Source organism: Streptomyces sp. NPDC016469 (assembly GCF_040632905.1).
Taxonomy (GTDB): Bacteria; Actinomycetota; Actinomycetes; order Streptomycetales; family Streptomycetaceae; genus Streptomyces.
The window spans coordinates 1-21,540 of the sequence record NZ_JBEYCQ010000050.1 but is presented as its reverse complement, the minus strand read 5'-3'; the positions used below and the strand labels follow the sequence as shown (position 1 = coordinate 21,540).

Below are 21,540 nucleotides of genomic sequence, written 5' to 3'. Positions count from 1 at the left end.
GGGCAGGCGCCGTTCGCGGCCGGCCATCCGGCGGTCGGAGCACAGGGTTCCCTCACGGTCCACAGTTCGCCCCCACGGCCGCCGGGGAGGTGGTGACGCCGCGGCGATGTACCTCGTACTCCGCCAGGGTGCCCGCAACGCCGTGCTCGCCGGCCTCGGTCTCGTCCGGGCGCTTTCTGTGTGCGCGCCGCCCAGCTCCTGCCAGCTCTATCTGATCTCAGGCCAGCCCGCCCGTCACCCGCAGATTCTGGCCAGTGATCCACCTGCCCTCCGGACTCGTGAGAAACGCGACGACAGCGGCCACGTCGGACGCCTCCCGAGGCGGCCGAGAGGTGTCATCCCGGCGACCGCCTGGAGCGTCTATGGGGGGGTTGCACCACGGAGCATTTCCGTGTCCGTCGCGCCGGGAGAGACAGTGTTGACCGTCATGCCTCGGGGTCCGAATTACCGGGCTGCGACTGCGGTCAGCTGCTCGATCGCGCCCTTGCTGGCGGCGTACGGACCGATCCCCGGCACGGGACGCACGGTGTTCATGGTCGAGATGTTCACGATCCGTCCGCCGTCGCGCATCTGTCTGGCTGCATAACGCATTGTGAGGAAGACCGACTTGGTATTGATCGCCATCACGCTGTCGAATACTTCCGTCTCGGTCTGTGCAAGTGGGACCGGGCTGGGGGCTATCGCCGCGTTGTTGACCAGGATGTCCAAGCCGCCGAGGTGCGCCTCTGCAGTTTCCATCAGCTGCTCCGGCGTCTCGGGCTTCTTCAGGTCGAGGCGCACCGACCGGACCTTGCCACCGTCCGACTGAACATCGCGGACGACGTCGGCAGCGGCGTCCTCGCTGGTGGAGTAGTTGAAGACTACGTCGAAGCCCTCACGGCACAGGCGTTCGACAATCGCCCGGCCGATCCCCCGGGATCCGCCCGTGACGACGGCCGTTATGCCTTTGAGTACTGTTCCTCCCAGTCGAGCGGAGAGACGTTGAACGTACTGGTGCCAGCGCTCCCGCTCCACCGTTTTCGCATGCCTGATCCGCCGGACAGGTTCGAATGACTGGCCCGTAAATGAGCTCCGATGTCGCGCAGTGTGACAGGAGCCTCCTGGGCCCTTCGAGGATGCGCAGGAGATCGCCGTCTGCTTCTTCGACGTGCTGGGTGCGTCGTAACGCAGGGTGCCTCAAAGCTTCGTCAGCGTCCTGTTTGAACTCACACCGTGCAACCGGGAGCCCGGAGCGGGAGAGACCGAGGGGGCGCCCGTCCTCCAGTTCGGCCAAGGCTTGTCGACCCGCCCCAGATATGCGACGCCACAATCGTTGCGTCGTATCCGACGCCCCTGACGGTCGAAGAGGCGCACGCCGAGCTCCGACTCGGGCCGGCTGATCGTCCGGCTCACGGAGGGCTGCGCGACGCGCAGCTCCTGCGCGGCCCGGCTGATGTGCTTGTAACGGGCCACGGCCTGGGCGCCTGGTCCAGGAAGGACGCGGCGGAATATCGGCACCGGCAGTGGATCGGCAGCCACGGAAGCCAGCCCAGTCAGAGCCCGTTGCGCACGAAGCGGGAAAGCAGCCGGCTGACCTGCTCCGGGGCTTCCAATGGTGCGTGGTGGGCGACACCGTCGAGGATTTCCAGCCGGGCGTCGGGGATGTGTTCGGCGAGCTCGGCGGACAGCTCCACTGGCATTGCCAGATCGTTCTCGCCCGCCATGACGAGTGTGGGCGCCTGGATTCCGGTCAGCAGGTGCCGTCCGTCGGGGCGGTGCAGTACTGCCGCGTCCAGCGCGAGCTGCATGGCGCCCGGGTTCTGGGCGGCGACGAGCCGGCGCTCGGCGCGGGCTTCTTCGGGGTGGGTGGCGCGCCAGTCCGGGTGGGTCGCCATGTTCTGGATCTCCTCGGCAAGTGCCACACCGGCCGTGTCCAAGGCTGTACCCAGGAGGGTGCGGCGCTGCTGCCAGGTGTCGATACGATCGGCGGGTTCGGCGCGGGCGCTGGTGCCCACGAGTGCCATGCGGGCGACCAGGTCGGGCCGGCGGGCCGCCAGCCGCATGGCCACCATGCCGCCTTGGGACTGCCCGACCACGGTGACCGGACCCCAACCCTTCTCCTGAACCATGAGAGCGATGTCGTCGGCGATGTCGTCAAGCGTCCATCCCTGCGATGGCCAGGTGCTGCCTCCGTGCCCCGGCAGGTCGACGCTGATGCAGCGGCAGCCCTCGGCGAGGGCGCCCGCCTGCGCGGCGAAGACGGTCCGGTCCAGGAACAGGCCGTGCAGGAACAGCACGACCGGCCCTTCCCCGATGTCGTCGTAGGCGTACACGGTGTCGTTGACGCGCAGCCGGGCATCCGACGCGGCAGTGGCTTGCTCGGCCCGGAAAGCGCGCGCCAGCGCGAGGGAGTCCTCGAAGATCTGGTAGTGGCTGATCAGCCCGTCCCGGACCGTGAACCGCATGGTGAAGTCGCCTTCGACGGTGCTCTGCGTGGCCCGTACGAGATAGCGGAACCAGCCGGTGACCAACGCGCTGTCGCCGTCGTCGGCAACGCTGAAGACACGGAAGCCGCGCGGCTCGAAGGCCGGCGGGAAACCGTCCATCCACTCCCTGATCCGGGCCTTGCCCTGCCGCAGGCCGATGGTCGGCACCTCGGGAGCACCGTCGACATGCCAGACGACATCTTCCCGGAGAAGGGCGAGCGCGGCTTCGGTGTCGCCTCGGCCGAAGGCATCGAGGTAGGCGCGGGTGACGTCTGAGGGGTGGGAGACGGGGGAGGTACTCACAACAGCAATTCCTTTCGGGCTCCGTACATCAATCAGGCTACCTGATACTAGTCTGGAATCTATACTCCTCACATGGACCCTGACTTTTCCCCGACCCATCGCCTGCTCACTGCGATCAAGGTCGCCGAACAAGCCACGCAGAACGCCAAAAACGCCGCAGTGCGCGCGGCGGGCATGACGGTGGCGCAGTACAACGTGATGATCCTGCTCGATGAGACCCCCGGCATCACCAGCGCCGAGCTCGCCCGCCGCTGCTTCGTCACCCCGCAGGCGATGAACGAGACCGTGGTCAAGCTCGAGAAGGCCGGCTGGGTCGAACGCGCGCCGCACCCCACCCACCGGCACGTACGCGAAACACGGATCACTCAGACAGGACGCGAGATCCTCGGCAGCGCCGACAACGAGGTCCTCACCCTGGAACGCACCTTGCGCACCCACCTCTCCGAAGCCGACCAGAGCCACCTGCGCGCACTCCTCGCCACTGTCACGGACATCACACAGAACCACCGCAAGGGCGCGTGACCGACTGATGAAGAACGGTGCACGAGGAGCGGCGCAGGGGCACCGGGAACGCCTCAAGACGAGGGGCTGACCCCGGAAACGACGAGGATCCCGCCCGATCTTCCGATCGGACAGGATCTCGTCAACTACTCCTGTCCTGACTCACGAACAGCCGGAGCCAGGACCTTCAGAGGATTGCACAGCTGGACCAAGGAGCACGGCGAAGTCCACGAGGACGTCCACTGGCAGGACCCTCCTTACTGACATCTACTACTCTGCGCCCGACAGGCGCGACGAGTTGTTCGAGCTGCCGGACGCAGTGCTGTGTGCGGGGCGGTGAAGTCGGGTGGGCCTGACCCGGCGGGTGGTGCCGAAGGTGGCGGTGAACGGCTCGCGCCGCAACGGGTGCAGCCGCCGCCGTTCCTCTGCGAGCCTCTCGGCCGGCTTGCTTCGACCGAGCTGTTCCTCGCCCGGCTGCAGCAGATCAACCCGGACGTCGAGACCGCCTACATCAACCCCGTCGACTTCACCACCCGCAGCAAGGTACGCAACGAGCCCGACAAGGCCTTCCCCGTTTGTTCTGTAACGGGTAGCCCCAAGATCATCATCAACGTCGGCGCGCTGCTGTCCCTGCGCGACCTGGGGCGCGTCGAATCCGCCGTCCGCGTGCCACCGCTGCTGATCATCGACTCGCCCCTCGCCGATCTCGGGGCCGTCGACCGGGCCACCAGGGACCGTCTCATCGACACCCCCATCGATGTCGCATCCGACGCGTCCTCCGATGGCTACGCCTGCCAGGTCATCGCGGCGACCAACGACCCACTGCCCCGTTCCTACTCGGGTGCCCGTGAGATCCCTGTCGCCACAACACACCGGTTCTTCGATCACGCCCCTCGCAGCACCGTCTGAACCTTCAGCGGACAAGGACCAGCCTGGTCCAGTGCCGGTGGCCCCACGCAGAGTCAGTCGCGGCCGGTCCGGCACCGTCTCACCGGTGAAATCCGTCCCGGGTGGGCAGACACCCGCGCCGTCCGCAGGGGAGCTGAAGCAGAGCCCCGGCACCAGAGTTCTGGCGGCTGGGGCTCTGCCACGTCTTCGGTGTACGGGAACCTCGGGACAGCCGGTACGAGCGCGGCAGCCGTCCTGCGGGGGGTGCCCCTATGTCTTTGGTCAAGGTGCTCAGGTGGCAGTGTGGCTGTCACGAGTGGTGACGTGTCTGTTCGTGAGGCGGCAGGCGAGGGCATGCGGCCGTGCGACTTGGGGTGCCGGTAAGAACGCTGTCACCAGCGGCAAACGGCAGTGATCTTGCGACGGTGTGACCCGTGTGGGTGAGTCCTTGGTTGTACGGCTCCGGTGAGTGAGGCCCCACGAGGACGATCGGCGATCGTGGCCCGTACTCCGTTGGACCTGGATGAACTCGTCGAGCACTGGACGCTGCTGAAGGACGAGCAGGCGCTCGTGTCCGGCAAGCGCGGAGCGACGCGACTGGGCTTCGCCATGCTGCTGAAGTTCTATACGCAGTACGGCCGGTTCCCCCGGAACCGGGCAGAGCTGCCGGGCGAGGCCGTGGAGTTCGTCACCCGGCAGGTGCAGGTTCCCGCCTCGGAACTGGAGTCCTACGAATGGGCAGGCCGCACGGTCGAGTACCACCGCGGACAGATCCGGGAGCACCTCGGCTTCCGCGAATGCAGCGTCGCGGACGCGGAGAAGCTGACGGCGTATCTGGCCGAGCACGGCGCGCACAAGGAGCGCAGGCCCGAGCAGGTCCGGGTGGAACTGCTGGTCCGCTGCCGCGCGGACAGTGCCGAGCCTCCCACGTCGGGACGGTGCGACCGGATCGTGGCGGCTGCTCTGCGGGCGGCCGAGAAGTCGCTGACGGCCCTGATCTCCTCTCGGCTGACCGCGGAGAGCATCGAGCGGATCGTGGCTCTGGTGGCCGGCGCCGACCAGGACGACGACGGCCCCGCGGGCGGCGGCGCGAAGAGTGAGAACGCGCCGCCGGTTCTGGCGAAGGTCAAGGAAGCGCCGGGCAACGTGAGCCTGTAAACAATGCTCACCGAGATCGACAAGCTCCTGGCGGTGCGGGCGATCGGTCTGCAACGGGATCTGTTCATCGACGTCGCGCCGAAGGTGGTGGCCGGCTGGCGGGCGCGGGCCGCGGTGGAGTCGCCTTCCCACCTGCGGACGCACCCGGTACCGCTGCGGGTGACCTTGCCGGCCGCGCTGCTGCACGAGCGGGTGCGGGAGATCACCGACACGCTGGTGGAGCTGCTGATCTCCACGGGCACCGGATCGGGGCACGGGCGGAGAAGAAGGTCACCGAGCAGCTGATCAACGCGTTCAAGAAGGTGTCGGGCAAGGAGAACATCCTCTTCAAGCTCGCCGAGGCGTCGCTGGGCACCCCGGAGGGGACGGTCCGCCAGGTCGTGTTCCCGGCGGTGTCAGGGGGCGAGGCGACGCTGCGGGGGCTGGTGCACGAGTTCAAGACCCGGGGGCCGGTCTACCGGCGTACGGTGCAGACCACGTTGAAGGCTTCGTACACCAACCACTACCGGCGTGGGCTGATCAAGCTGCTGGACGTGCTGGAGTTTCGCTCCTCCAACCACGCCCACCGGCCGGTGATCGAGTCCCTGGCGCTGGTGGCCCGGTACGCGAACGCGGGAAACACGACGTACTACCCGCTGGGCGAGACGGTGCCGGTCCACAAGGCGATGGGCGGGGACTGGGCGGAGGTCGTGCACCGCACCGACAAGCGGGGCCGGTGCCGGGTGGTGCGCATGGTCTACGAGGTCGTCGCCTTCCAGGCCCTGCGCGATCAGCTCAAGTGCAAGGAGATCTGGGTGGTCGGCGCCGACAAGTGGCGCAACCCGGATGAGGACCTGCCGCAGGACTTCGATGCGAGGCGGGCGGAGAACTACCGGGCGCTGCGCAAGCCGCTGGACGCCGCGGTGTTCGTCGACGAGCTACGCGAGCAGATGACGGCCGAACTGACCCTCCTGAATGACCGGATGCCGAAGCTGCCCTGGCTGGACATCGCCGAACGCAAGTCCGGGGCGATCCGGCTCACGGCGGCCGAGGCCCAGCCCGAGCCGCGCAACCTACGCAGGGTCAAGGCCGAGGTACAGAGGCGTTGGGGCATCGTGCCGCTCGTCGACATGCTGAAGGAAGCGGTGCTGCGGACCGGCTGCCTGGACGCGGTCACCTCCGTCTGCGGCGGCGGCAGCCTCTCACCGGAGGTGCTGGCCGAACGCCTGCTGCTGGTCACCTACGCGTACGGCACGAACACCGGGATCAAGGCCGTGGCCTCCGGCGGCCACGGGCACACCGAGGATGAGCTGCGGTACGTGCGGCGCCGGTACCTGTCCGCCGAGGCCGCCCGCGCCATCGCCGTCCAGATCGCGAACGCCACCTTCGCCGCCCGTAGCACCGAGTTGTGGGGCCAGGGCTCGACCGCCGTCGCCTCGGACTCCACTCACGTCCGTGCCTACGACCAGAATCTGTTCACCGAGTGGCACTCGCGCTACGGCGGCCGCGGGGTGCTCATCTACTGGCATGTGGAGAAGAAGTCCTGGCCATCCACTCCCAGCTGATCAACTGCACCGCCTCCGAGGTCGCCGCGATGATCGAGGGCGCCATGCGGCACGGCACCACCATGGACGTCGAGGCCAACTACACGGACTCGCATGGCCAGTCGGAAATCGGATTTGGTATCACGAGGCTGCTGAACTTCGACCTGCTACCGCGTATCAAGCGGATCAACAAGGTGAAGCTGCACCGGCCGGTGGCCGGTGAACCGGACGCCTACCCGCAGCTGACCCCGGCGCTGACCCGCCCGATCCGCTGAGAACTCATCGCCCAGCAGTACGACCAGATGATCAAGTATGCGACCGCTATCCGCACGCGGACCGCGTCGACCGAGGCGATCCTGGAAGGGGCTTTCGGAGGCCGCGACCGCTGACCACCACCGCGATGCTGTGCTTCTCCGCGACGGCTGAGATGGTCGGCCGGCCAGGGGTGGGGACAGCGCCCCGTGTAGCTTGGACCGGTTCTGGCGCTGCGGGCCTCAGCTGGGCGTGTGCGTACATCGCGCGGGAAGAAAAGGCCACCATCGGACGGCAGCATGATGAAGGGCTGCCGGACCGGACGTCCGTGCAGAGTGGGCGGCATAGGGCGCGGCACTAACTGTCGAACCCGCTGAGGTGCATCCTGCGCCTCATCCCGCGCCGTCGGTGTCCGTAGCGAAACGCCAAGCACCGGAGCACCGTAACTAGCGCGACAAGGGCGAAAACTGCACCTCCATATGGGAGAGCTGCCAGGACAGCCTCCACGATCGGCGGGGAGGCTGGGTTGCCGCGCCTAGTGGACCGCGGGCTGATCAATTCTTCTGCAGCGTCTGCTGCGCCTTCAGCGCGAAGTCAGTGCTCGCGCTGTGTGCTGCTTCCCAGAGCTGAGTCAGTGCTTCCTCGGTTGGTGCGGCAGTCGTCGCTCCCCCGTTTCCCGCGGCAATGTCCCTCAGCGCTGCACGGCCTAGAATGCTCATGGCCGTTCCCAAGATGAAGGCCGAGGAGCCTGTGTCAAGGTCAGCGAGAAGCGAGACGCGGGTGACAGCCGCGGCCACTGCCGCCGACCGAATCTCGTATTCCTCGAAGTAAGGCACTAGGTCTGCAGACCCATCAGTGCGCCTGGGGAGACTGGCCCCGGTGGTTGGGCCCGGGAGAAGATCCTTCAGGCGACGCACCGCGAGCAGCAGTTCCTCGAAGGCCTGCTGTTGGTGGTTGCGAAGCCAGAGTCGATGTGCGCTATCTCGCTCCATCTTGGTCTGCCGCAACGTGGCGAAGCTGGTCCCGAATGCGGCTAGGGCTGCTCCGCCTGCTCCTGCTGCCGCTGCGATGACTGCGGCAAGTCCTGCGTCCATGACATGAGTGTCGGGTAGCGGAGCACTGCACGTGTCAGGAACCGTAGATCCGGTGTTTTCATCAGTGGGACGCCACCTGACCTTTGCCCGTAATCTCCCGCCATGAATTGGGGAGAAGCGGGCCGTGCCGTCTTGGCGTGGCCATGGGCAAACATTGGTGCCTGCGCGGCAATCGTGTTCGCGGGCGCGGCACTCATCGTCAGCTGGCGGGCGGCAAGTGACGGGAAGCGGTCGGCGGACGCATCTGTGAAGGCGGCTGACGCCGCAGTCGCTTCGGTCGAGGAGGCTCGGCTGTCACGGCGCGTGGCTGAGCAGGCCCTATTGGATCAGCGGGCGGAAGCTGCCGAGCGTCGACTCACTGAGGCGGAGGCGAACCGCCCCCGTCCCACCTTCGCCATCGAGCGTGTATCCGGAAACGCTTACTACCTGCGCAACACCGGGACGGGGCGCGCGCGACCGGGATCAGCCTGATCCCCAGAGAAGGGGATCAGTCCTACATCTTCCACGTGTCAGAGGCGAGAGCTTGGCTCCCAGCGAGGCCGTGGAGTTCACGATGTTGGGCGCTGCGGGCATGCCGGTGCCGGGCACGTTGTACGTGACATGTGACGGCCAGAGCGAGGAAGTGGCTGTGGCCGTCCCCCGGTGATCCTTGGCCCCGCCGAGATCCTCACCACCCTCTCACCGCTGGAAGAAGCCATACGTCACCCAGCCATACGCCGCCGCCCACACTCAGGCACGCCAGCCCGAGAACCATCGCCCAGACTTACGCCCCGCCTCCGCTTGCTCCTGGCCCTCCTGGTCGCCGGCATCGCGGCCGCCACGTTCGCAGTCGGCGTGCTGCTCGCCCTGCGGTTCAGGTCGGCCGATACCGCGCTCGCGGGCCCGACTGTTGCTGTAGTCCTCGCCCTGCTCGTAGAGCGCGTCGAAACCCGCAGAAGTCTCGTCGATCAACGCCGGATCCTGAACCGGTTGGCCGGTTCGGCGCCGGCCGAGCTTGCGGTGTCCGTCCCACCTCTCCTGCCCGGGGTTCGTTTCAGGGGGCGGGAGGGGCCGTCGCTCGCAACCGGCGGGTGAACTCCTGGCGGGCGGCGAAGTTCTCGTAACCTGCACGTTCGAAAGCCATGATCATGGCGGTATTGGCCGCGTCGCAGTCGCCGCGGATCTCCTCGGCGCCCGCTTCGACCAGAAGACGCGTTCCACGCGCTACCACCGCCGTCGCATAGCCGTTGCCACGGCAGGCGGGAGATACCGCCACCAGGCCGATCACAGCGGTCGATGGGTTGCGGGCGGGGAGGCTGAGGGCTGCCGGTGTGCCGTCGGTGGCGTAGCCGATTTCCCACCACGAGGGCTCGTACGAGAACTCCTCCATGTCCGCGAAGAGGCTCTCCGCGGCACGCCGGGCGCCATGCTTGGCGACCCTGGCGGCGAGTTGGGCGTCGGCGCTGGTCGGCAGCGCCTCGGCAAGGAGGGAGATGAAGGGCTCACGGCCCAGACCGGGCAGGGAACGCCAGGTCAGTCGGCTGTCATGCGTGGCGTGTTCCGCCCCGGAGCGACGGCGGAAGCGGCGACCGTCACGAGCCCGCTCGAAGCCCGCCAGACGAAGAAGCTCGGCCCGCCGTTCCGGCTGGGCCTGGTACTGCGGCGCCTGCGTCGGCGAGTCGGTAACGTGCTCCAGTTCCGTTGCACCGAGCGAGCCGGCCAGAGCGACAGCCTTGGCCAGCAGTGCCCGACCGGTGACGAGGCCGGGTTCGCCCCACGGCGCCTCAAGGAGAACCAGGGCCATCGGGATCTCTCTGCCGGGGAGGGTCCAGAGCGCGGTGGCCGCGGTGAGCCGGCCGGCCTCGTCTTCCGCGACCAGGCACCACTCCGGCCGGGTGCATCGCTTGGTCAATAGGTCGGTGAGGTAGGCGGCTCTCCCGTCGTTGTGCTCTGGCTGATCGGAGTGCTGGACGAGGGCGGGTAGTTCGTCGGCGCGTGCTATGCGGATAAGCATGTACGGGGGCGTCCTGTCTTTGGGTGAGGTGGTCGGTCCTGCGTCGAAGCGCCATCCAGTGGTACCGGCAGGTCTGGCGGCTCCTGCCCTCGCCTGACCTGGCCCCGTCAGGCCCCTGCGCCCGGGGGCGGGGCGCGCCCGGCATTCTGTGCCGCAGCGTGCCAGGGCCGATCGGCGGTGGTCGTTGCCTGGCGCAGAAGGCGCAGCCGTTCGCCCATAGGGCAGTCAGGCCCGTGCCAGACCGCTCCAGCTGCGCGAGTGATTCGTTGTCGGGACGGGAGCAGTGTTCCATAAACAGAACGTTCTGTAAACGGAACGATCGGGTGATAGTCACGCGCTACCCGTTGATCGGGTTCGGCCCAAGCGACGTCCCGTCACTCAGGGCAGGGGTCGACGGGTCACCCCCGAAGCACGGCCTCAGCCAGATCCTGATCAAGTAGGTCGTATGACTGCTGCCCGGGAGATCCGTTTGGCTCGCCCGGTCGAGGACCGGGTTCCGGGCGTTCGCCCCGGAGGGCTGTGCACTGCTGCGGATCCCGGTGAGTGACAACCAGCCGGGGTGAGCCTGCCGGTCACGGATTTTCCAGTTTGGTGGTGCTGGAGGTGGGTGTGCTGAGGATGGCGTCGAACGCGTCGATGACCTCGACCTGCTGGTGAATGTTCTGCATCCGGATCCGGTTGGGGCCGGCAGCGTGCTCTGTTCGGGCCTGCCTCAGATCAGCGACGGCGAGACCGAGTCCGGAGTCGGCGAAGGCAGCCTCGATACTTTCCGCCGGGGGTGGACCCAGAGGCGTGTCATGGACGGTGAATCCGAAGCGGGCTTTCTCATCGCGGCGCATGTCGGCGGTGTGACCGGTGACGCTGGTCAGGCCGAGAGCGACGTACGAGTCCCCAAGAGCCTGGTGCAGGTGCTGGCCCATGGGGAGCCCGGTGAGGTGGCCGTCGAAGATGATCGGGGTCTTCTGGATGTGGGCGTTGTGGGCCATCAGCACAACGCGAGCTGTGGGTTCGAGCCGTTCCAGGTGCCACAGCAGTGAGTCCGCCATGTAGAGATCACGGGCAGAGGTGTCAGCCGTGAGACCCTCGCCGGCGAAGAGGCCGGCCATGGCACGGAAGGTGTAGTCACCGTGGCAGGCGGCCTCAAGGCATCGCAGGGCCGTGTCGTAGCCGAGCCGGCCTTGGCGGGACAGGTACAGAGGTTTCAGAGAGCGAAAACGAATGAGCAGGCGTGCCAGGAGCGCACTGAGCCTGTCCTGTTCGGTGGTGCCCAGACGGGCCCATGCGGGGGCAGCCACGGCCGCGGAGTCCCCAGCGAAGGAAGCGGCGATCGAGGTGGCCGTCTGGAGCATGGCCAGGCTTTCGGGGTCGACTCGGCCTAGATAATCGGCAACTGGGGCCAGAGCGGGAAGCAGTGACCCACCTGCCGCCGGAATGTCGACTCCTGCGAAGCGGACCGGCTTAGCAGTGGTGCGGTTGTGATGGCGGATATAGCGCGCTGGCTGCTCCAGTCCGATGGGGACCGAGGTGGACAGGAGAGCGAACAAGTCGTCGTCCGCGCCTCGGCCCTGCGTCCAGCTGTCGAGCGGCATCGCCTCGCAGAAGCCGTACTCGAAGGCCAGGACCGTGAAACCGCAGCGTTCGACGAGAAACCGCAGAAGTCGCTGCCGCATCGCTGCGAACTCGTTGATGAAGTGGGAATGCTCGCCAAGGGCGACGACGCGTGCGCCGTCGAGCATGCCGCGCAGAGGCTCGAGGTCGTCCAGGGGAGCTTCCGGGTCGAGATGGAGGAGCGAAGTGGCGTGGCTGTGGAGCCAGTCGGCGAACGGTATGCGGTCAGGGGTGGTCGTCATTGAGCACTGCTCCCTTGTATCGGCGGCGCGCGGGTTGGTCAGTGGTGGGGACGAGCAGGTGCCACTTCCTGCAGTTGTTCGACACTGCCGGACATCAAGGTGCGCACGTGTGCGCTGATGTGCTCGGGGGGCCAGTCCCACCACGCCAGCGCGAGGAGCCTGTCGATGTCGTGGTCGCTGTAGCGGGTTCGTACAAGGCATGCCGGGTTCCCTCCGACGATGCCGTAGTCGGGTACGTCCCTCGTAACGACGGAGCCGGCGGCGATGATGGCGCCGTGTCCGATGCGGATGCCGGGCATGATGGTTGTGCTGTGGCCGAACCAGACGTCGTGGCCGACGACGGTGTCCCCGCGGTTGGGTAGACCCGTCAGCAGGTCGAAGTGTTCCCTCCAGGCGCCGCCCATGGTGGGGAACGGGAAGGTCGAGGGCCCGTCCATGCGGTGGTTGGCGCCGTTCATGATGAAACGGACGCCGGTGCCGAGTGCGCAGAACTTACCGATGCTCAGTCTTTCCGGGCCGTAGTGGTAGAGCACGTTGCGTGTCTCGAAGGCTGTGGCGTCGTCGGGGTCGTCGTAGTACGAGTACTCTCCGACATCGATCAGCGGTGACGTGACCAGGGGCTTGAGGAGCACCACTCGCGGCTGTTCAGGCATCGGGTGGAGCACGGTGGGGTCTGCGGGAGCAGGCATGACGGGTGTCCTCATCGTGTGTGCGCGAGCGGTTGACTGCTGGGGGCCGGAGGGGCCGGCTCGCTTTGGGGAGGTCCGAACCAGGCTCGGAGCGTCCCGCCAAGTGCGGGGAGAAGGGGAGCGGAGGACTCGCCGACGGGTGCGGCCCAGGCGATGTGGCCGTCGGGGCGAATCAGGATGGCGTCGGCCGGCCGGACGGCGTTGTCCGCCGTGTGTATGTCGATGCGGTGTGCCCATCGCTCGGCGGTTTCGCGCAGGTCCGGGCGGTCCGCGAGATCGAGAAACAGAGGCCGGGCGGAGCGCATGAGTTGCGCAACGCTGGTCGTGCCGTGTGCGGTTTCCAGGGTCAGATCGGGTGCGAAGGCACCATTCAGAGCGTGCTTCGCGCCGTCGGGCTGTGGGTAACGGATGTCAGCTCCTGCGACCAGGGCTCCGATACGTCGCAATGGGGCTTCATCGCTGAGCACTTCCTGGAAGACGTCACGGAGTGCTTGCGCGGCAGCGTCGTGTCCCCGTCGCAGAGCCATCTGGGCTCGTGTGTGCAGCAGTGTCCGCTGCGCTGCTGCGTGGCGTTCGCTGTGATAAGTGTCCAAGAGGTTGGGCGGTGCCCAGCCATGGACCTCGGCGGCCAGTTTCCACGCGAGGTTCGCCGCGTCGTTCATGCCGGCGTTGAGCGCGACTCCTGTGGCAGGGAACTGGTGGGCCGCGTCACCTGCCAGTAGGACGCGCCCTTCGCGGTAGCGGTCGGCCTGCCGGTCCTGGAACTGGTAACGCGACAGGCGAAGCGGTTCGCCCAGGGGCAGACGTACACCAAGAACGCGGCGGATGCTGTCGTGCAGCTCGTCCAGCGTCATCGGTTTGTCGTCCTGGTAGGTGCTGTCCTTCTCGTCCTCGGTGGTGGATATCAGCATTACTTGGGAAGTGAGCCATCCGAACCCGAACGCGCCTCGGTCGGTTCGCGTGAATCCCTGGCGCAATCTGCCCAGCCCCGGGACGTCGAGGTCCCCGTCGTCCCGCCTTGCGGCTTCATCGGCCAGCGTGACCTGGCTCAGCCGGTTGACTTCAGGGCTGGTGCTCCCGCGGAAGGCGATGCCCGCCATCTCGCGCACAGCGCTGCGTGCGCCGTCACACGCCACCAGGTACTTGGCCCTCACCTGGTAAGAGCCGTCCGCGCAACGAACTTCCGCGCTCACGCCGTCCGGGTCCTGCCTGACAGCGGCCACTTCGTGACCCCGGCGGATCCGGGCGCCCAGGTCCGCAGCGCATTCCTCCAGCAGACGCTCGAGCCGTGGCTGCGGAATCTGGACGGCGCGCATCGGCGGATCAGCCAGGTCGCTGAGATCCAGGTGCACGCCCCCGAAAGGAAACCGGGGGGCAGGGCGGGGGTCCGTGCCGGCTGCTTCGAGGCGGGTCAGCATGCCCCGGTAGCGCAACAGTTCCAGGATCTGCCCGCCCAGGCCATTGGCCCGTGGTGTCTCGCGCAGCTGCTGCTGTCGTTCCAGCAGGAGAGCATCGGCGCCGGCACGCCGCAGCTCACCGGCCAGCATCAGGCCTGTGGGCCCCGCGCCCACGATGATCACATCAGCGTCCATGCGTCCGTCCTTCCACGAGGAATACGACTCGTGCCGTGCCCTCTCGGGGCCTCGCCCGGACCGAGTCCGGTTGGGTGGGGTTGTGATGTAGGTGGGGTTGTGATGTCAATACCTCTTCGCCGTTGCCGTGTTCGAGGTAGACCGCATCCGGGATTCCCTTCGCGTCGTGTGGCCGCGCCCGGCCACGGCCTACACACGACGACATACACCCGAGCAGTTAACGCAGCCATTGACCGCGTTAAGAGGACAGTAGAGCGCACCACCAACAAACGCAAGCGATGACTGCGTTAACTGGCCCTGGACAGCCGGACGAGCACCAGGGCGCCCAAGCCGGCCTGCAGCCGGTGAGATCGGTGTGCGCAGTCGGGGAGGAAAGACAGGATGGGGGCGGCTGAGGTGATCTGCCACCACTTGCCGCGGAGCGATCAACGGGCAAGCGTCTGCGTACATGTGATGATCACCCTGCCTCTGCCCGAGGAGCTTTCCGTCAAGGCGAACGCTGCGGTGAAGGCCCCAGGAGGGCACCGCCTCAGAGCCGTCAAGAGGTGCCGGGGGCCAGGAGCGAGGGCTCGAGTCACGGCCGCTTGAACTCATGCACGCCCTGCCCGAGGATTTCCCTGGCCCCTCCCGCTGACCGCCCTGGCCACCTGACGCCCCCCGGCCCGGGGCACCCCGGTGCGCTACCGGGAGCGGCCGGTCGGCGAAAGCCGTAGCAGTTGATTCAGTTGGAGATGTAGGTGAGGATCACCACTCCGCCGGCCAGGACGGTGTGGTCGCGTACGGCGAAGCGGCGGCGCGAGGTCTGGTTCCGGCCGGTGAACAGCGGAATGCCGGTACCGGAGGCGACGGGGTTGACCTTGACGACGATCTCGTCGATCTCCTCGAACAGTTCGCCTGCCAATGCGGCGCCTCCGACGAGCCAGAGGCCGCGGCCAGGCTCGGCTTTGAGCTTGCGCACCGTTGCGGCGGGGTCGTCGGCGACCACTTCTACACCTGGGTCGGGGCTGTCGGCGAGGGTCCGGGAGAACACCAGGTGCCGCAGGTGCGCGTAGGCGTTGGTGATGCCGGCGTCGAGGCCGAGCTGGTAGGAGCGGCGACCCTCCAGCACGGTGTCGAAGCGGGTGCCGGGATCGGTGACGCCGAAGGCCTGGCGGGCGCCGGTGGGCAGCGTTTCGGGGTAGTTGGCGATGGCGTAATCCAGGTAGTCCTGGCCGACGTCGAAAAGCGTGCCGGTGGGATCGGCGCCGCCGGATTCGGCGATATGGCCGTCCAGGGTGGCTGCCACGAGGTAGGTCAGAGTACGCATGCGGTTGTTCCTTCGGTTTCGTAAGTGGTGCAGGGCCCACGCGGCTGCGCGGGTCATCACGTCTGACCCGCCGCCGCTCAGACAGGTGCGGGGCGAGGATCACCCGGCGGATGTCTGCCGTTCGCGGTCGGCGTTGCCGTCAAAAGCTTTTCGCGGACGCCCTGTTCGAGGTGTTGACCACCGCATCTGGCTCGGTGGAACGGTGCGGCGCCGTCGAGCCTTCCGCAGGCTGCGACTTCGTCAGCCACAGGCCGGTGAGCACGGCGGCGCCCACGGTGATGGCGCCGGCCGCGGTGAAGGCGCTGTTGAGGCCGGCCTCCAACGAGGCACCGCCGGACTGGCGGCTGCGGACGACGGCTCCGAGCACTGCCACACCGAGCACCGCGCCGATCTGGCGGGTGGTGCTGCTGATTCCCGAAGCCAGGCCGCTTTCCTGCGGGCTGACCGCTTGGATTGCGGCTCCCGTCAGAGGGGACAGGGTCAGGGCGAAGCCCGTGCCGACCAGGGCCAGGCGCCACCACACATTCGCGTAACCGCTGTGGGCGTGCACCATGCCGAGCGCCAGTAGCCCCACGCCTGCCAGGGCCAGGCCGACGGTGACCACGACGCGGAAGCCGTAGCGGGCGGCGAGCCGGCCCGCGATCGGGCTGACGACCACCATCGCGAGGGACATCGGCAGTGTCTGGAGTCCGGCGCGCAGGATCGAGCTGCCCTGAACGTAGACGAAGTACTGGGAGAAGAAGAACGACGAGCCCGTCAGGGCGAACCCCACCACGACCATGGCGGCGTTGGACACAGTGAACAGCCGTTGGCGGAACAGCCGCAGCGGCATCATCGGCGCGGGGCGACGCGCTTCGACGGCGAGAAAGCCGGCGAGGAGGGTCGCCGCGGCGGTGAAGCTGCCCAGGATGACCGGCGAGGTCCAGCCACGGGCACCGCCCTCGATCAGCCCGTAGGTCAGCATTCCCACAGCCAGGACGGACAGCACGGTGCCCGGGACGTCGATCGCGGGGGCGTTCGGATTGCGGGACTCACCCAGGTGACGCAGTCCGGCCAGCAGAAGGATCGCCCCGATGGGCAGGTTGACCAGGAAAATAGCGGGCCAGCCGAAGGCGTCGGTCAGCACTCCGCCAGCGACGGGGCCCGCGGCCAGGCCGATTCCGCTGAACCCGGCCCACAGCCCGATCGCTCTGACGCGCTCCCCCGGCACCGGGTACGCAGCGGTGAGCAGGGCCAGCGACGCGGGCGCCAGCGCCGCGGCCCCGATGCCCTGCAGCGCTCGGCCGGCGATCAGCCAACCGGCCGAGGGCGCGAGGCTGCACAGCGCCGACGCGGCGGTGAACACCACGACCCCGCTCAGGTACACCCGCTTGCGGCCGAACCGGTCGCCGAAGATGCCGCCGGACAGCAGGAGCATCGCGAGCAGCAGCACGTACGCGTCGACGATCCACTGCAGACCGGTCAGCTGAGTGTGCAGCCGGTGCTGCATGTCGGGCAGTGCCGCTCCGACGATCGTGTTGTCCAGCAGGACCATGAACTGACCCAGGCAGGTCACCGTGAGCAGCACGCCTCGGTTCGATCGACCGCTTGCGGCCACATGCGATGAAGTCACGCGGGTTCCCCTTCGTTGGTTCTTGCGCCCAGTCGCTGCGGCCTGCCGCTTCTTCGCGGTGGCGATGCAGCCGAGCACACTAACGCAGTCTTTGACTGCATTAGACGACTGTAGGGAGGGTCGACAGCAAACGCAAGTAACGACTGCGTTAAGATGGCGGGTATGAGCGAGCAACAGCGAGTCCGGCGGCCCGGCGGGCGCAGCGCCCGCGTCGGCGCGCAGGTGCACCAGGCCGTGACCGACCTGATCAACGAGTGCGGCTACGGAAATTTCAGCATCGGCGAGGTCGCGGTCCGCGCAGGGGTGGCCGACAGCAGCATCTACCGCCGGTGGGGCGATCTGGAGACCCTGCTCAGCGAGGTGGCGCTCACCCGCCTCAACGCGCAGTCGCCCATGCCCGATACCGGGAGCCTGACCGGTGACCTGCGCACCTACGCAGCCCAGGTGGCCCGCGAGATCACCGGACCCGACGGCCTGCTGCTCGTACGCCTCGCCGTCGCCCTGTCGCACGACGGTCAGCCGGGCCTGCGGGCTGCGGACGCCCTCCGCGCCGAACGCACCCGGCAGCTGCAGGCCATGCTTGATCGCGCGGGCGAACGCGGCGAGCAAGCACCCGACGTTCTCGACGTGCTGGACCACATCCTGGCCCCGATGTATATCCGCGTCCTGTTCGACGTGAGCCCGCTCACCCCGGACTACATCGACAAGCTGGTCAACCGACTGCTGTGACCTCTAGTGGCCTGAGTCATAGGTTCGTCGTTGGTTGTTCATGAGTCGTCCGGGTCCGAAGATTCCGCCGTTGTCGGTGACTGATGCCCAGCGGGCCGTGCTGGAGGGTTGGGTGCGTCGTCGCACGACGGCCCAGGCTCTGGCTCAGCGCTGGAGGATCGTGCTGGAGTGCGCCGAGGGGCACCCGGTCCTGGAGGTGTCCCGCCGGCTGAATGTTGCCGCGGACACGGTCCGCACCTGGCGGCGGCGGTTCATCGAACGGGACCTGGAGAGCCTGTCCGACGAACCGCGGCCGGGTGCCCCGAGGAAGATCAGTGACGCCGACGTCGAGCGGGTCATCGTCAAGACACTCGAGGAGAGGCCGTAGAACGCCACCCACTGGTCGACCAGATCAATGGCAGCCGCTACCGGGATGTCGCAGTCGGCAATCTCCCGGATCTAGCGGGCGTTCGCGCTCGCGCCGCACTGGTCCCAGACGTTCAAGCTGTCCACGGACCCGTTCTTATCGACAAGGTCCGCGACGTCGTGGGCCTCTACCTGGATCCGCCGGAGCGGGCACTCTTGCTTTGCGTGGACGAGAAGTCGCAGTTCCAGGCCCTGGACCGGTCCCAGCCGGTCCTGCCAATGGTGCCAGGTGTTCCCGAACGCCGCAGCCACGAGTCCGCGCTGGCACGACCACCCTCTTCGCCGCCCTCGAGGTCGCCACCGGCAAGGTCATCGGCTCCCTGCACCGCCGGCACCGGGCAGCGGAGTTCAAGAAGTTGCTGACCAAGCTCGACAAAGAAGTCCCCGACAATCTCGAAGCCCACCTGATCCTGGACAACTACGCGACCCACAAGACGCCCGACATCCAGCGCTGGCTGCTGGCGCACCCGCGCTTCCACCTGCACTTCACGCCGACCAGCGCGTCCTGGCTGAACCTGGTCGAGCAGTGGTTCGCCGAGCGCACGCAGAAGAAGCTCAAGCGCGGTGTCCACCGCTCGGTTCAGGCCCTCGAACGCGACATCCGGGCCTGGCTCGCCGACTGGAACAAGAACCCCAGACCCTTTGTCCGGACGAAGACAGCCGACGAGATCCTCGACAAAGTCGCCGCCTACTGCCGACGAATGTCTGACTCAGATCACTAGTGTGACCTCGACTAATCACCCCATATCGAACTCTACCGAGCGGCAACAGTAGTTACGGGACAGCCTTTAGTCGTTAAGCCCGCGCGGTTCTGCTTCACCGCAACCCCTTAGCTTGTTGTTTAACCCCACCTGGCTCTGCAGATGACTGCTGGCAGCAGCAACGGATGCGTTAGGGCCAAACTGTGATGGCGACGGCGGTTGGGATGAGAATGCCCGTGAAGGAGAGGAGCCAGTAGCGGGGTGCGGTGAGTTGAGTTCGGCGGGCGAGAGGACGGTTGGCGATCCACCAGAGGACGACGCTCGCAGCGATCGTGGGGCCGAAGAAGAGAAGTGCCGCATTCGGACTGTCGTCATGCTCGTTGTTCGGAATTCTTGTCGTCAGCCCCATGTCGGCGAGCGGCCAGTTCGACAGCAGAAACCAGAGCATCAGCATGGGCACGATGGCTGGTATGCCCAGTAGTAGATTGATGCCGAGTGGTGTGTACCAACGTCTGGTCATGGTCCCCCTCGATCCTGGACTGCGACGGCATCGCGGCCCCCTCCACTGCAAGCCCGCACCGCCGCTCAAATCTCAGCGACACCCCTCCACCCAACCACAGACGATGTCCGCACTCACCGACAACAACTGTCAACTCTCAGCGACAGATCCGCGACGGGGTTTGGTGCCGGCCTTGTGGTGGGCGGGGCGGCTGTATGCCTCGCCGGTGGCGAGGACTCTGCCCACGTCGTGACGGGTGGCGGGGTGGCGGTTCTTCGAACCCGGTGGCCGACCGGGCCCGGGCCGGGACGGTTTCGGTGCACCGGCTGGTGAGCCGGTCTTCGCGTGCAGGTTTCTGAACCCCCTGCGGACGCGGGCTGGTGTGAGTTTGTTCGGCTCGGCTGGTTTCTCCCACGGCCTTCGGAGGTCGGTGGCCAGTGGACGGGCCAGCCGGAACTGGGCATAGGCGGCGATCACGAGCCAGGTCCACCGGTCGGCCGCTTCCGAGCTGCGAAGTCGGGGCCTGGTCCAGCCGAGCGTCTGCTTGAACAGGCGAAACGTGTGCTCGATGTCGAAGCGGCGGAGGAAGGACTGCCAGCAGCGGTCAACGTCCGCCTCAGTGGCGCCGGTGCCCGACCACCACAGCCAGACCGGCTTGTTCACCCCGCCGCTGGGGAGCTTCTCCACGACCAGGCGGACGACGGTGCCCTCGATGATGGGCAGCGGCCCGTCGTGGACGAGCCAAGCCGCCCGCCGGGTGAGCCGTGGATGCAGCCGGTCCCACGCTTGCGCTGTTGCCTTCCCATAGAGCCGGGTGTCCGTGGTCGTCACTGCCTGGCTGGTGCCTCAGGTGCTGGGGTCGCCGAAGACGAACTCGCCGCCGTGCTTGGGCGGCCGACCGCCCTTGGGGTCATAGACCCTCGCTGGTGTCGACCGCCGCATCACACGGTCGGACCGGAGCCGGCCGAGGATCTCAACGGGCAGCCCCGCCAGCAGATGGGCGATGCGAGGGGCGTCGTATCCGGCGTCCAGCACGATTAGGACCTCTGGGTCACCTGGCTGCCACTGACCGGCGGTGACGAGCCGTTCGACGACCTCGCGGATCTGTACCGCGGTCACTGCGGCGACGTCGGCGCCTGGCTCCAGGCGGACCGCGTCCAGCACCGCCGTCCAGGACGTGCGGCCGGTCTCCAACGCGGCCACCACCGAGTACGGCCAGCCAGGCACCATCTGGTGCTTGCCTTCACCCCGGCCGAATGTATGGCAGAAGGCCCGGTCAGCGCAGGTATTGGCGTCGGGCCGGAGCCACGGTGAGACGTCCACGGCCAGCACCAGCCGACCGTCTGCCGCCCTGGGCAGCAGCGTCCCGGCCAAAGCTCGACGCAGTCGGCCGATGTCGATCTGCCCTTGATTGAGCCCGCCATAAAGAGCCCCGTGACCACGACGGTGTTCGGGCGCGAGCGCGAGATCGACCAGCGTCCGAACCGGTCCGTCCGTGCACAACAGCGCGTCGCATAACTCGAACAACGCATCACCCCGCGCGGTCATGCAGGCGTACAACTCCGACCGGAAGCGTGACACTTCCGCAAACGCATCCCGCAGGACGCCTCGATGCACCGAGCTCACGACCACGGCCTTCGCGCTATCCCTATACCTCTGTGACGGAACACAGGATCAGACGAAGGCCGCCTTCACGTCCGCTGAACTGCGAAATTTCCGATCAAGTTCGGGCCGCGTTCGATGCCGGACCATAAACAACAAGCTTGCAGGTTGTCCCGTAACTGCTGGTCAGGGGTGAGATGATCTTGCCGTGACTGGTGTGATCACGGCGTCGGAGCCCTCCTGGATAGGTCCGTTCACTGGGCTGAGCCCTCGGCAGTTCAGTAAGTTGATCACCGCGCTGCGGCGTGAGGGAGCCGATCCGGTCCGCAAGGGCCGGCCGTGGTCGCTGCCCTTGGAGGACCGGGTGCTGCTGGTGGC

Annotated in this window: 16 protein-coding genes and 5 pseudogenes; 8 read left to right on the top strand and 13 right to left on the bottom strand. The window is 67.3% G+C overall.

What is annotated here, in order from left to right; all coding sequences use genetic code 11:
* Positions 1-217: 217 nt before the first annotated feature.
* From ABZ565_RS33565 to ABZ565_RS33555, 3 genes and pseudogenes are all read right to left on the bottom strand, one after another.
* Positions 218-966: pseudogene (locus tag ABZ565_RS33565) on the bottom strand (SDR family oxidoreductase).
* Between the two features lie 210 nt (positions 967-1,176).
* Positions 1,177-1,452 carry a LysR family transcriptional regulator gene (locus ABZ565_RS33560; RefSeq protein ID WP_361035557.1) on the bottom strand — a complete coding sequence of 92 codons (276 nt, stop codon included), beginning with the start codon at positions 1,450-1,452 and terminating at the stop codon, positions 1,177-1,179.
* An 80-nt stretch (positions 1,453-1,532) separates the two neighbouring features.
* Positions 1,533-2,768, bottom strand: a complete 1,236-nt coding sequence (locus ABZ565_RS33555) for an alpha/beta fold hydrolase (protein ID WP_361035554.1) — start codon at positions 2,766-2,768, stop codon at positions 1,533-1,535.
* Between the two features lie 72 nt (positions 2,769-2,840).
* On the opposite strand from ABZ565_RS33555, the gene ABZ565_RS33550 reads away from it, so the two are divergent.
* From ABZ565_RS33550 to ABZ565_RS33530, 5 genes and pseudogenes are all read left to right on the top strand, one after another.
* The gene (locus ABZ565_RS33550; RefSeq protein WP_361035551.1) at positions 2,841-3,290 is read left to right on the top strand and encodes a MarR family transcriptional regulator; all 450 of its coding nucleotides are present in this window, start codon (positions 2,841-2,843) and stop codon (positions 3,288-3,290) included.
* A 315-nt stretch (positions 3,291-3,605) separates the two neighbouring features.
* Complete coding sequence (locus ABZ565_RS33545) at positions 3,606-4,178, top strand: hypothetical protein (protein WP_361035590.1); 573 nt, start codon at positions 3,606-3,608, stop codon at positions 4,176-4,178.
* A 477-nt stretch (positions 4,179-4,655) separates the two neighbouring features.
* Positions 4,656-5,315, top strand: a complete 660-nt coding sequence (locus ABZ565_RS33540; RefSeq protein WP_361035548.1) for a DUF4158 domain-containing protein — start codon at positions 4,656-4,658, stop codon at positions 5,313-5,315.
* Between the two features lie 3 nt (positions 5,316-5,318).
* A complete protein-coding gene (locus ABZ565_RS33535) occupies positions 5,319-5,600 on the top strand; it encodes a hypothetical protein (protein ID WP_361035545.1) in 282 nt (93 codons plus the stop codon).
* A gap of 380 nt (positions 5,601-5,980) precedes the next feature.
* A pseudogene (locus tag ABZ565_RS33530) lies at positions 5,981-7,113 on the top strand (Tn3 family transposase).
* Positions 7,114-7,644: 531 nt separating this feature from the next.
* Here the strand turns inward: ABZ565_RS33530 and ABZ565_RS33525 are convergent.
* From ABZ565_RS33525 to ABZ565_RS33490, 8 genes are all read right to left on the bottom strand, one after another.
* Complete coding sequence (locus tag ABZ565_RS33525; RefSeq protein WP_361035542.1) at positions 7,645-8,184, bottom strand: hypothetical protein; 540 nt, start codon at positions 8,182-8,184, stop codon at positions 7,645-7,647.
* A gap of 729 nt (positions 8,185-8,913) precedes the next feature.
* Complete coding sequence (locus ABZ565_RS33520) at positions 8,914-9,135, bottom strand: hypothetical protein (protein WP_361035539.1); 222 nt, start codon at positions 9,133-9,135, stop codon at positions 8,914-8,916.
* Between the two features lie 82 nt (positions 9,136-9,217).
* Positions 9,218-10,177: a GNAT family N-acetyltransferase gene (locus ABZ565_RS33515; RefSeq protein WP_361035536.1), complete on the bottom strand. Its 960-nt coding sequence runs from the start codon at positions 10,175-10,177 to the stop codon at positions 9,218-9,220.
* Positions 10,178-10,749: 572 nt separating this feature from the next.
* Positions 10,750-12,027 (bottom strand): erythromycin esterase family protein, encoded by a 1,278-nt coding sequence (locus tag ABZ565_RS33510; protein WP_361035533.1) that lies wholly within the window; start codon positions 12,025-12,027, stop codon positions 10,750-10,752.
* Positions 12,028-12,065: 38 nt separating this feature from the next.
* On the bottom strand, positions 12,066-12,716 hold the full coding sequence (locus tag ABZ565_RS33505; protein ID WP_361035530.1) for a CatB-related O-acetyltransferase: 651 nt from the start codon (positions 12,714-12,716) through the stop codon (positions 12,066-12,068).
* Between the two features lie 11 nt (positions 12,717-12,727).
* Positions 12,728-14,308, bottom strand: coding sequence for an FAD-dependent monooxygenase (locus tag ABZ565_RS33500; protein WP_361035527.1), 1,581 nt, complete (start codon positions 14,306-14,308; stop codon positions 12,728-12,730).
* A gap of 721 nt (positions 14,309-15,029) precedes the next feature.
* The gene (locus ABZ565_RS33495; protein WP_361035525.1) at positions 15,030-15,614 is read right to left on the bottom strand and encodes a dihydrofolate reductase family protein; all 585 of its coding nucleotides are present in this window, start codon (positions 15,612-15,614) and stop codon (positions 15,030-15,032) included.
* A 139-nt stretch (positions 15,615-15,753) separates the two neighbouring features.
* Positions 15,754-17,181 carry an MFS transporter gene (locus ABZ565_RS33490; protein ID WP_361035522.1) on the bottom strand — a complete coding sequence of 476 codons (1,428 nt, stop codon included), beginning with the start codon at positions 17,179-17,181 and terminating at the stop codon, positions 15,754-15,756.
* Between the two features lie 207 nt (positions 17,182-17,388).
* Here ABZ565_RS33490 and ABZ565_RS33485 point away from each other — a divergent pair, with 207 nt between their 5' ends.
* Together ABZ565_RS33485 and ABZ565_RS33480 are read left to right on the top strand one after the other, a co-directional pair.
* Positions 17,389-17,955, top strand: coding sequence for a TetR/AcrR family transcriptional regulator (locus ABZ565_RS33485; RefSeq protein ID WP_361035519.1), 567 nt, complete (start codon positions 17,389-17,391; stop codon positions 17,953-17,955).
* Positions 17,956-17,995: 40 nt separating this feature from the next.
* Positions 17,996-19,082 (top strand): annotated as a pseudogene (locus ABZ565_RS33480) (IS630 family transposase).
* 169 nt (positions 19,083-19,251) lie between these two features.
* Here ABZ565_RS33480 and ABZ565_RS33475 read toward each other — a convergent pair.
* Both ABZ565_RS33475 and ABZ565_RS33470 read right to left on the bottom strand, forming a co-directional pair.
* Positions 19,252-19,581 (bottom strand): hypothetical protein, encoded by a 330-nt coding sequence (locus ABZ565_RS33475; RefSeq protein ID WP_361035516.1) that lies wholly within the window; start codon positions 19,579-19,581, stop codon positions 19,252-19,254.
* 129 nt (positions 19,582-19,710) lie between these two features.
* A pseudogene (locus ABZ565_RS33470) lies at positions 19,711-21,177 on the bottom strand (NF041680 family putative transposase).
* A gap of 193 nt (positions 21,178-21,370) precedes the next feature.
* Here ABZ565_RS33470 and ABZ565_RS33465 point away from each other — a divergent pair.
* A pseudogene (locus ABZ565_RS33465) lies at positions 21,371-21,540 on the top strand (IS5/IS1182 family transposase); the annotation flags it as partial.

Excerpts from the sequence above, each read along its gene's own strand:
- ABZ565_RS33550 (WP_361035551.1), top strand. The coding sequence starts at position 2,841 with ATGGACCCTGACTTTTCCCCGACCCATCGCCTGCTCACTGCGATCAAG.
- ABZ565_RS33535 (WP_361035545.1), top strand. The coding sequence starts at position 5,319 with ATGCTCACCGAGATCGACAAGCTCCTGGCGGTGCGGGCGATCGGTCTG.
- ABZ565_RS33525 (WP_361035542.1), bottom strand. The coding sequence starts at position 8,184 with ATGGACGCAGGACTTGCCGCAGTCATCGCAGCGGCAGCAGGAGCAGGC.
- ABZ565_RS33515 (WP_361035536.1), bottom strand. The coding sequence starts at position 10,177 with ATGCTTATCCGCATAGCACGCGCCGACGAACTACCCGCCCTCGTCCAG.
- ABZ565_RS33510 (WP_361035533.1), bottom strand. The coding sequence starts at position 12,027 with ATGACGACCACCCCTGACCGCATACCGTTCGCCGACTGGCTCCACAGC.
- ABZ565_RS33505 (WP_361035530.1), bottom strand. The coding sequence starts at position 12,716 with ATGCCTGCTCCCGCAGACCCCACCGTGCTCCACCCGATGCCTGAACAG.
- ABZ565_RS33500 (WP_361035527.1), bottom strand. The coding sequence starts at position 14,308 with ATGGACGCTGATGTGATCATCGTGGGCGCGGGGCCCACAGGCCTGATG.
- ABZ565_RS33495 (WP_361035525.1), bottom strand. The coding sequence starts at position 15,614 with ATGCGTACTCTGACCTACCTCGTGGCAGCCACCCTGGACGGCCATATC.
- ABZ565_RS33485 (WP_361035519.1), top strand. The coding sequence starts at position 17,389 with ATGAGCGAGCAACAGCGAGTCCGGCGGCCCGGCGGGCGCAGCGCCCGC.
- ABZ565_RS33475 (WP_361035516.1), bottom strand. The coding sequence starts at position 19,581 with ATGACCAGACGTTGGTACACACCACTCGGCATCAATCTACTACTGGGC.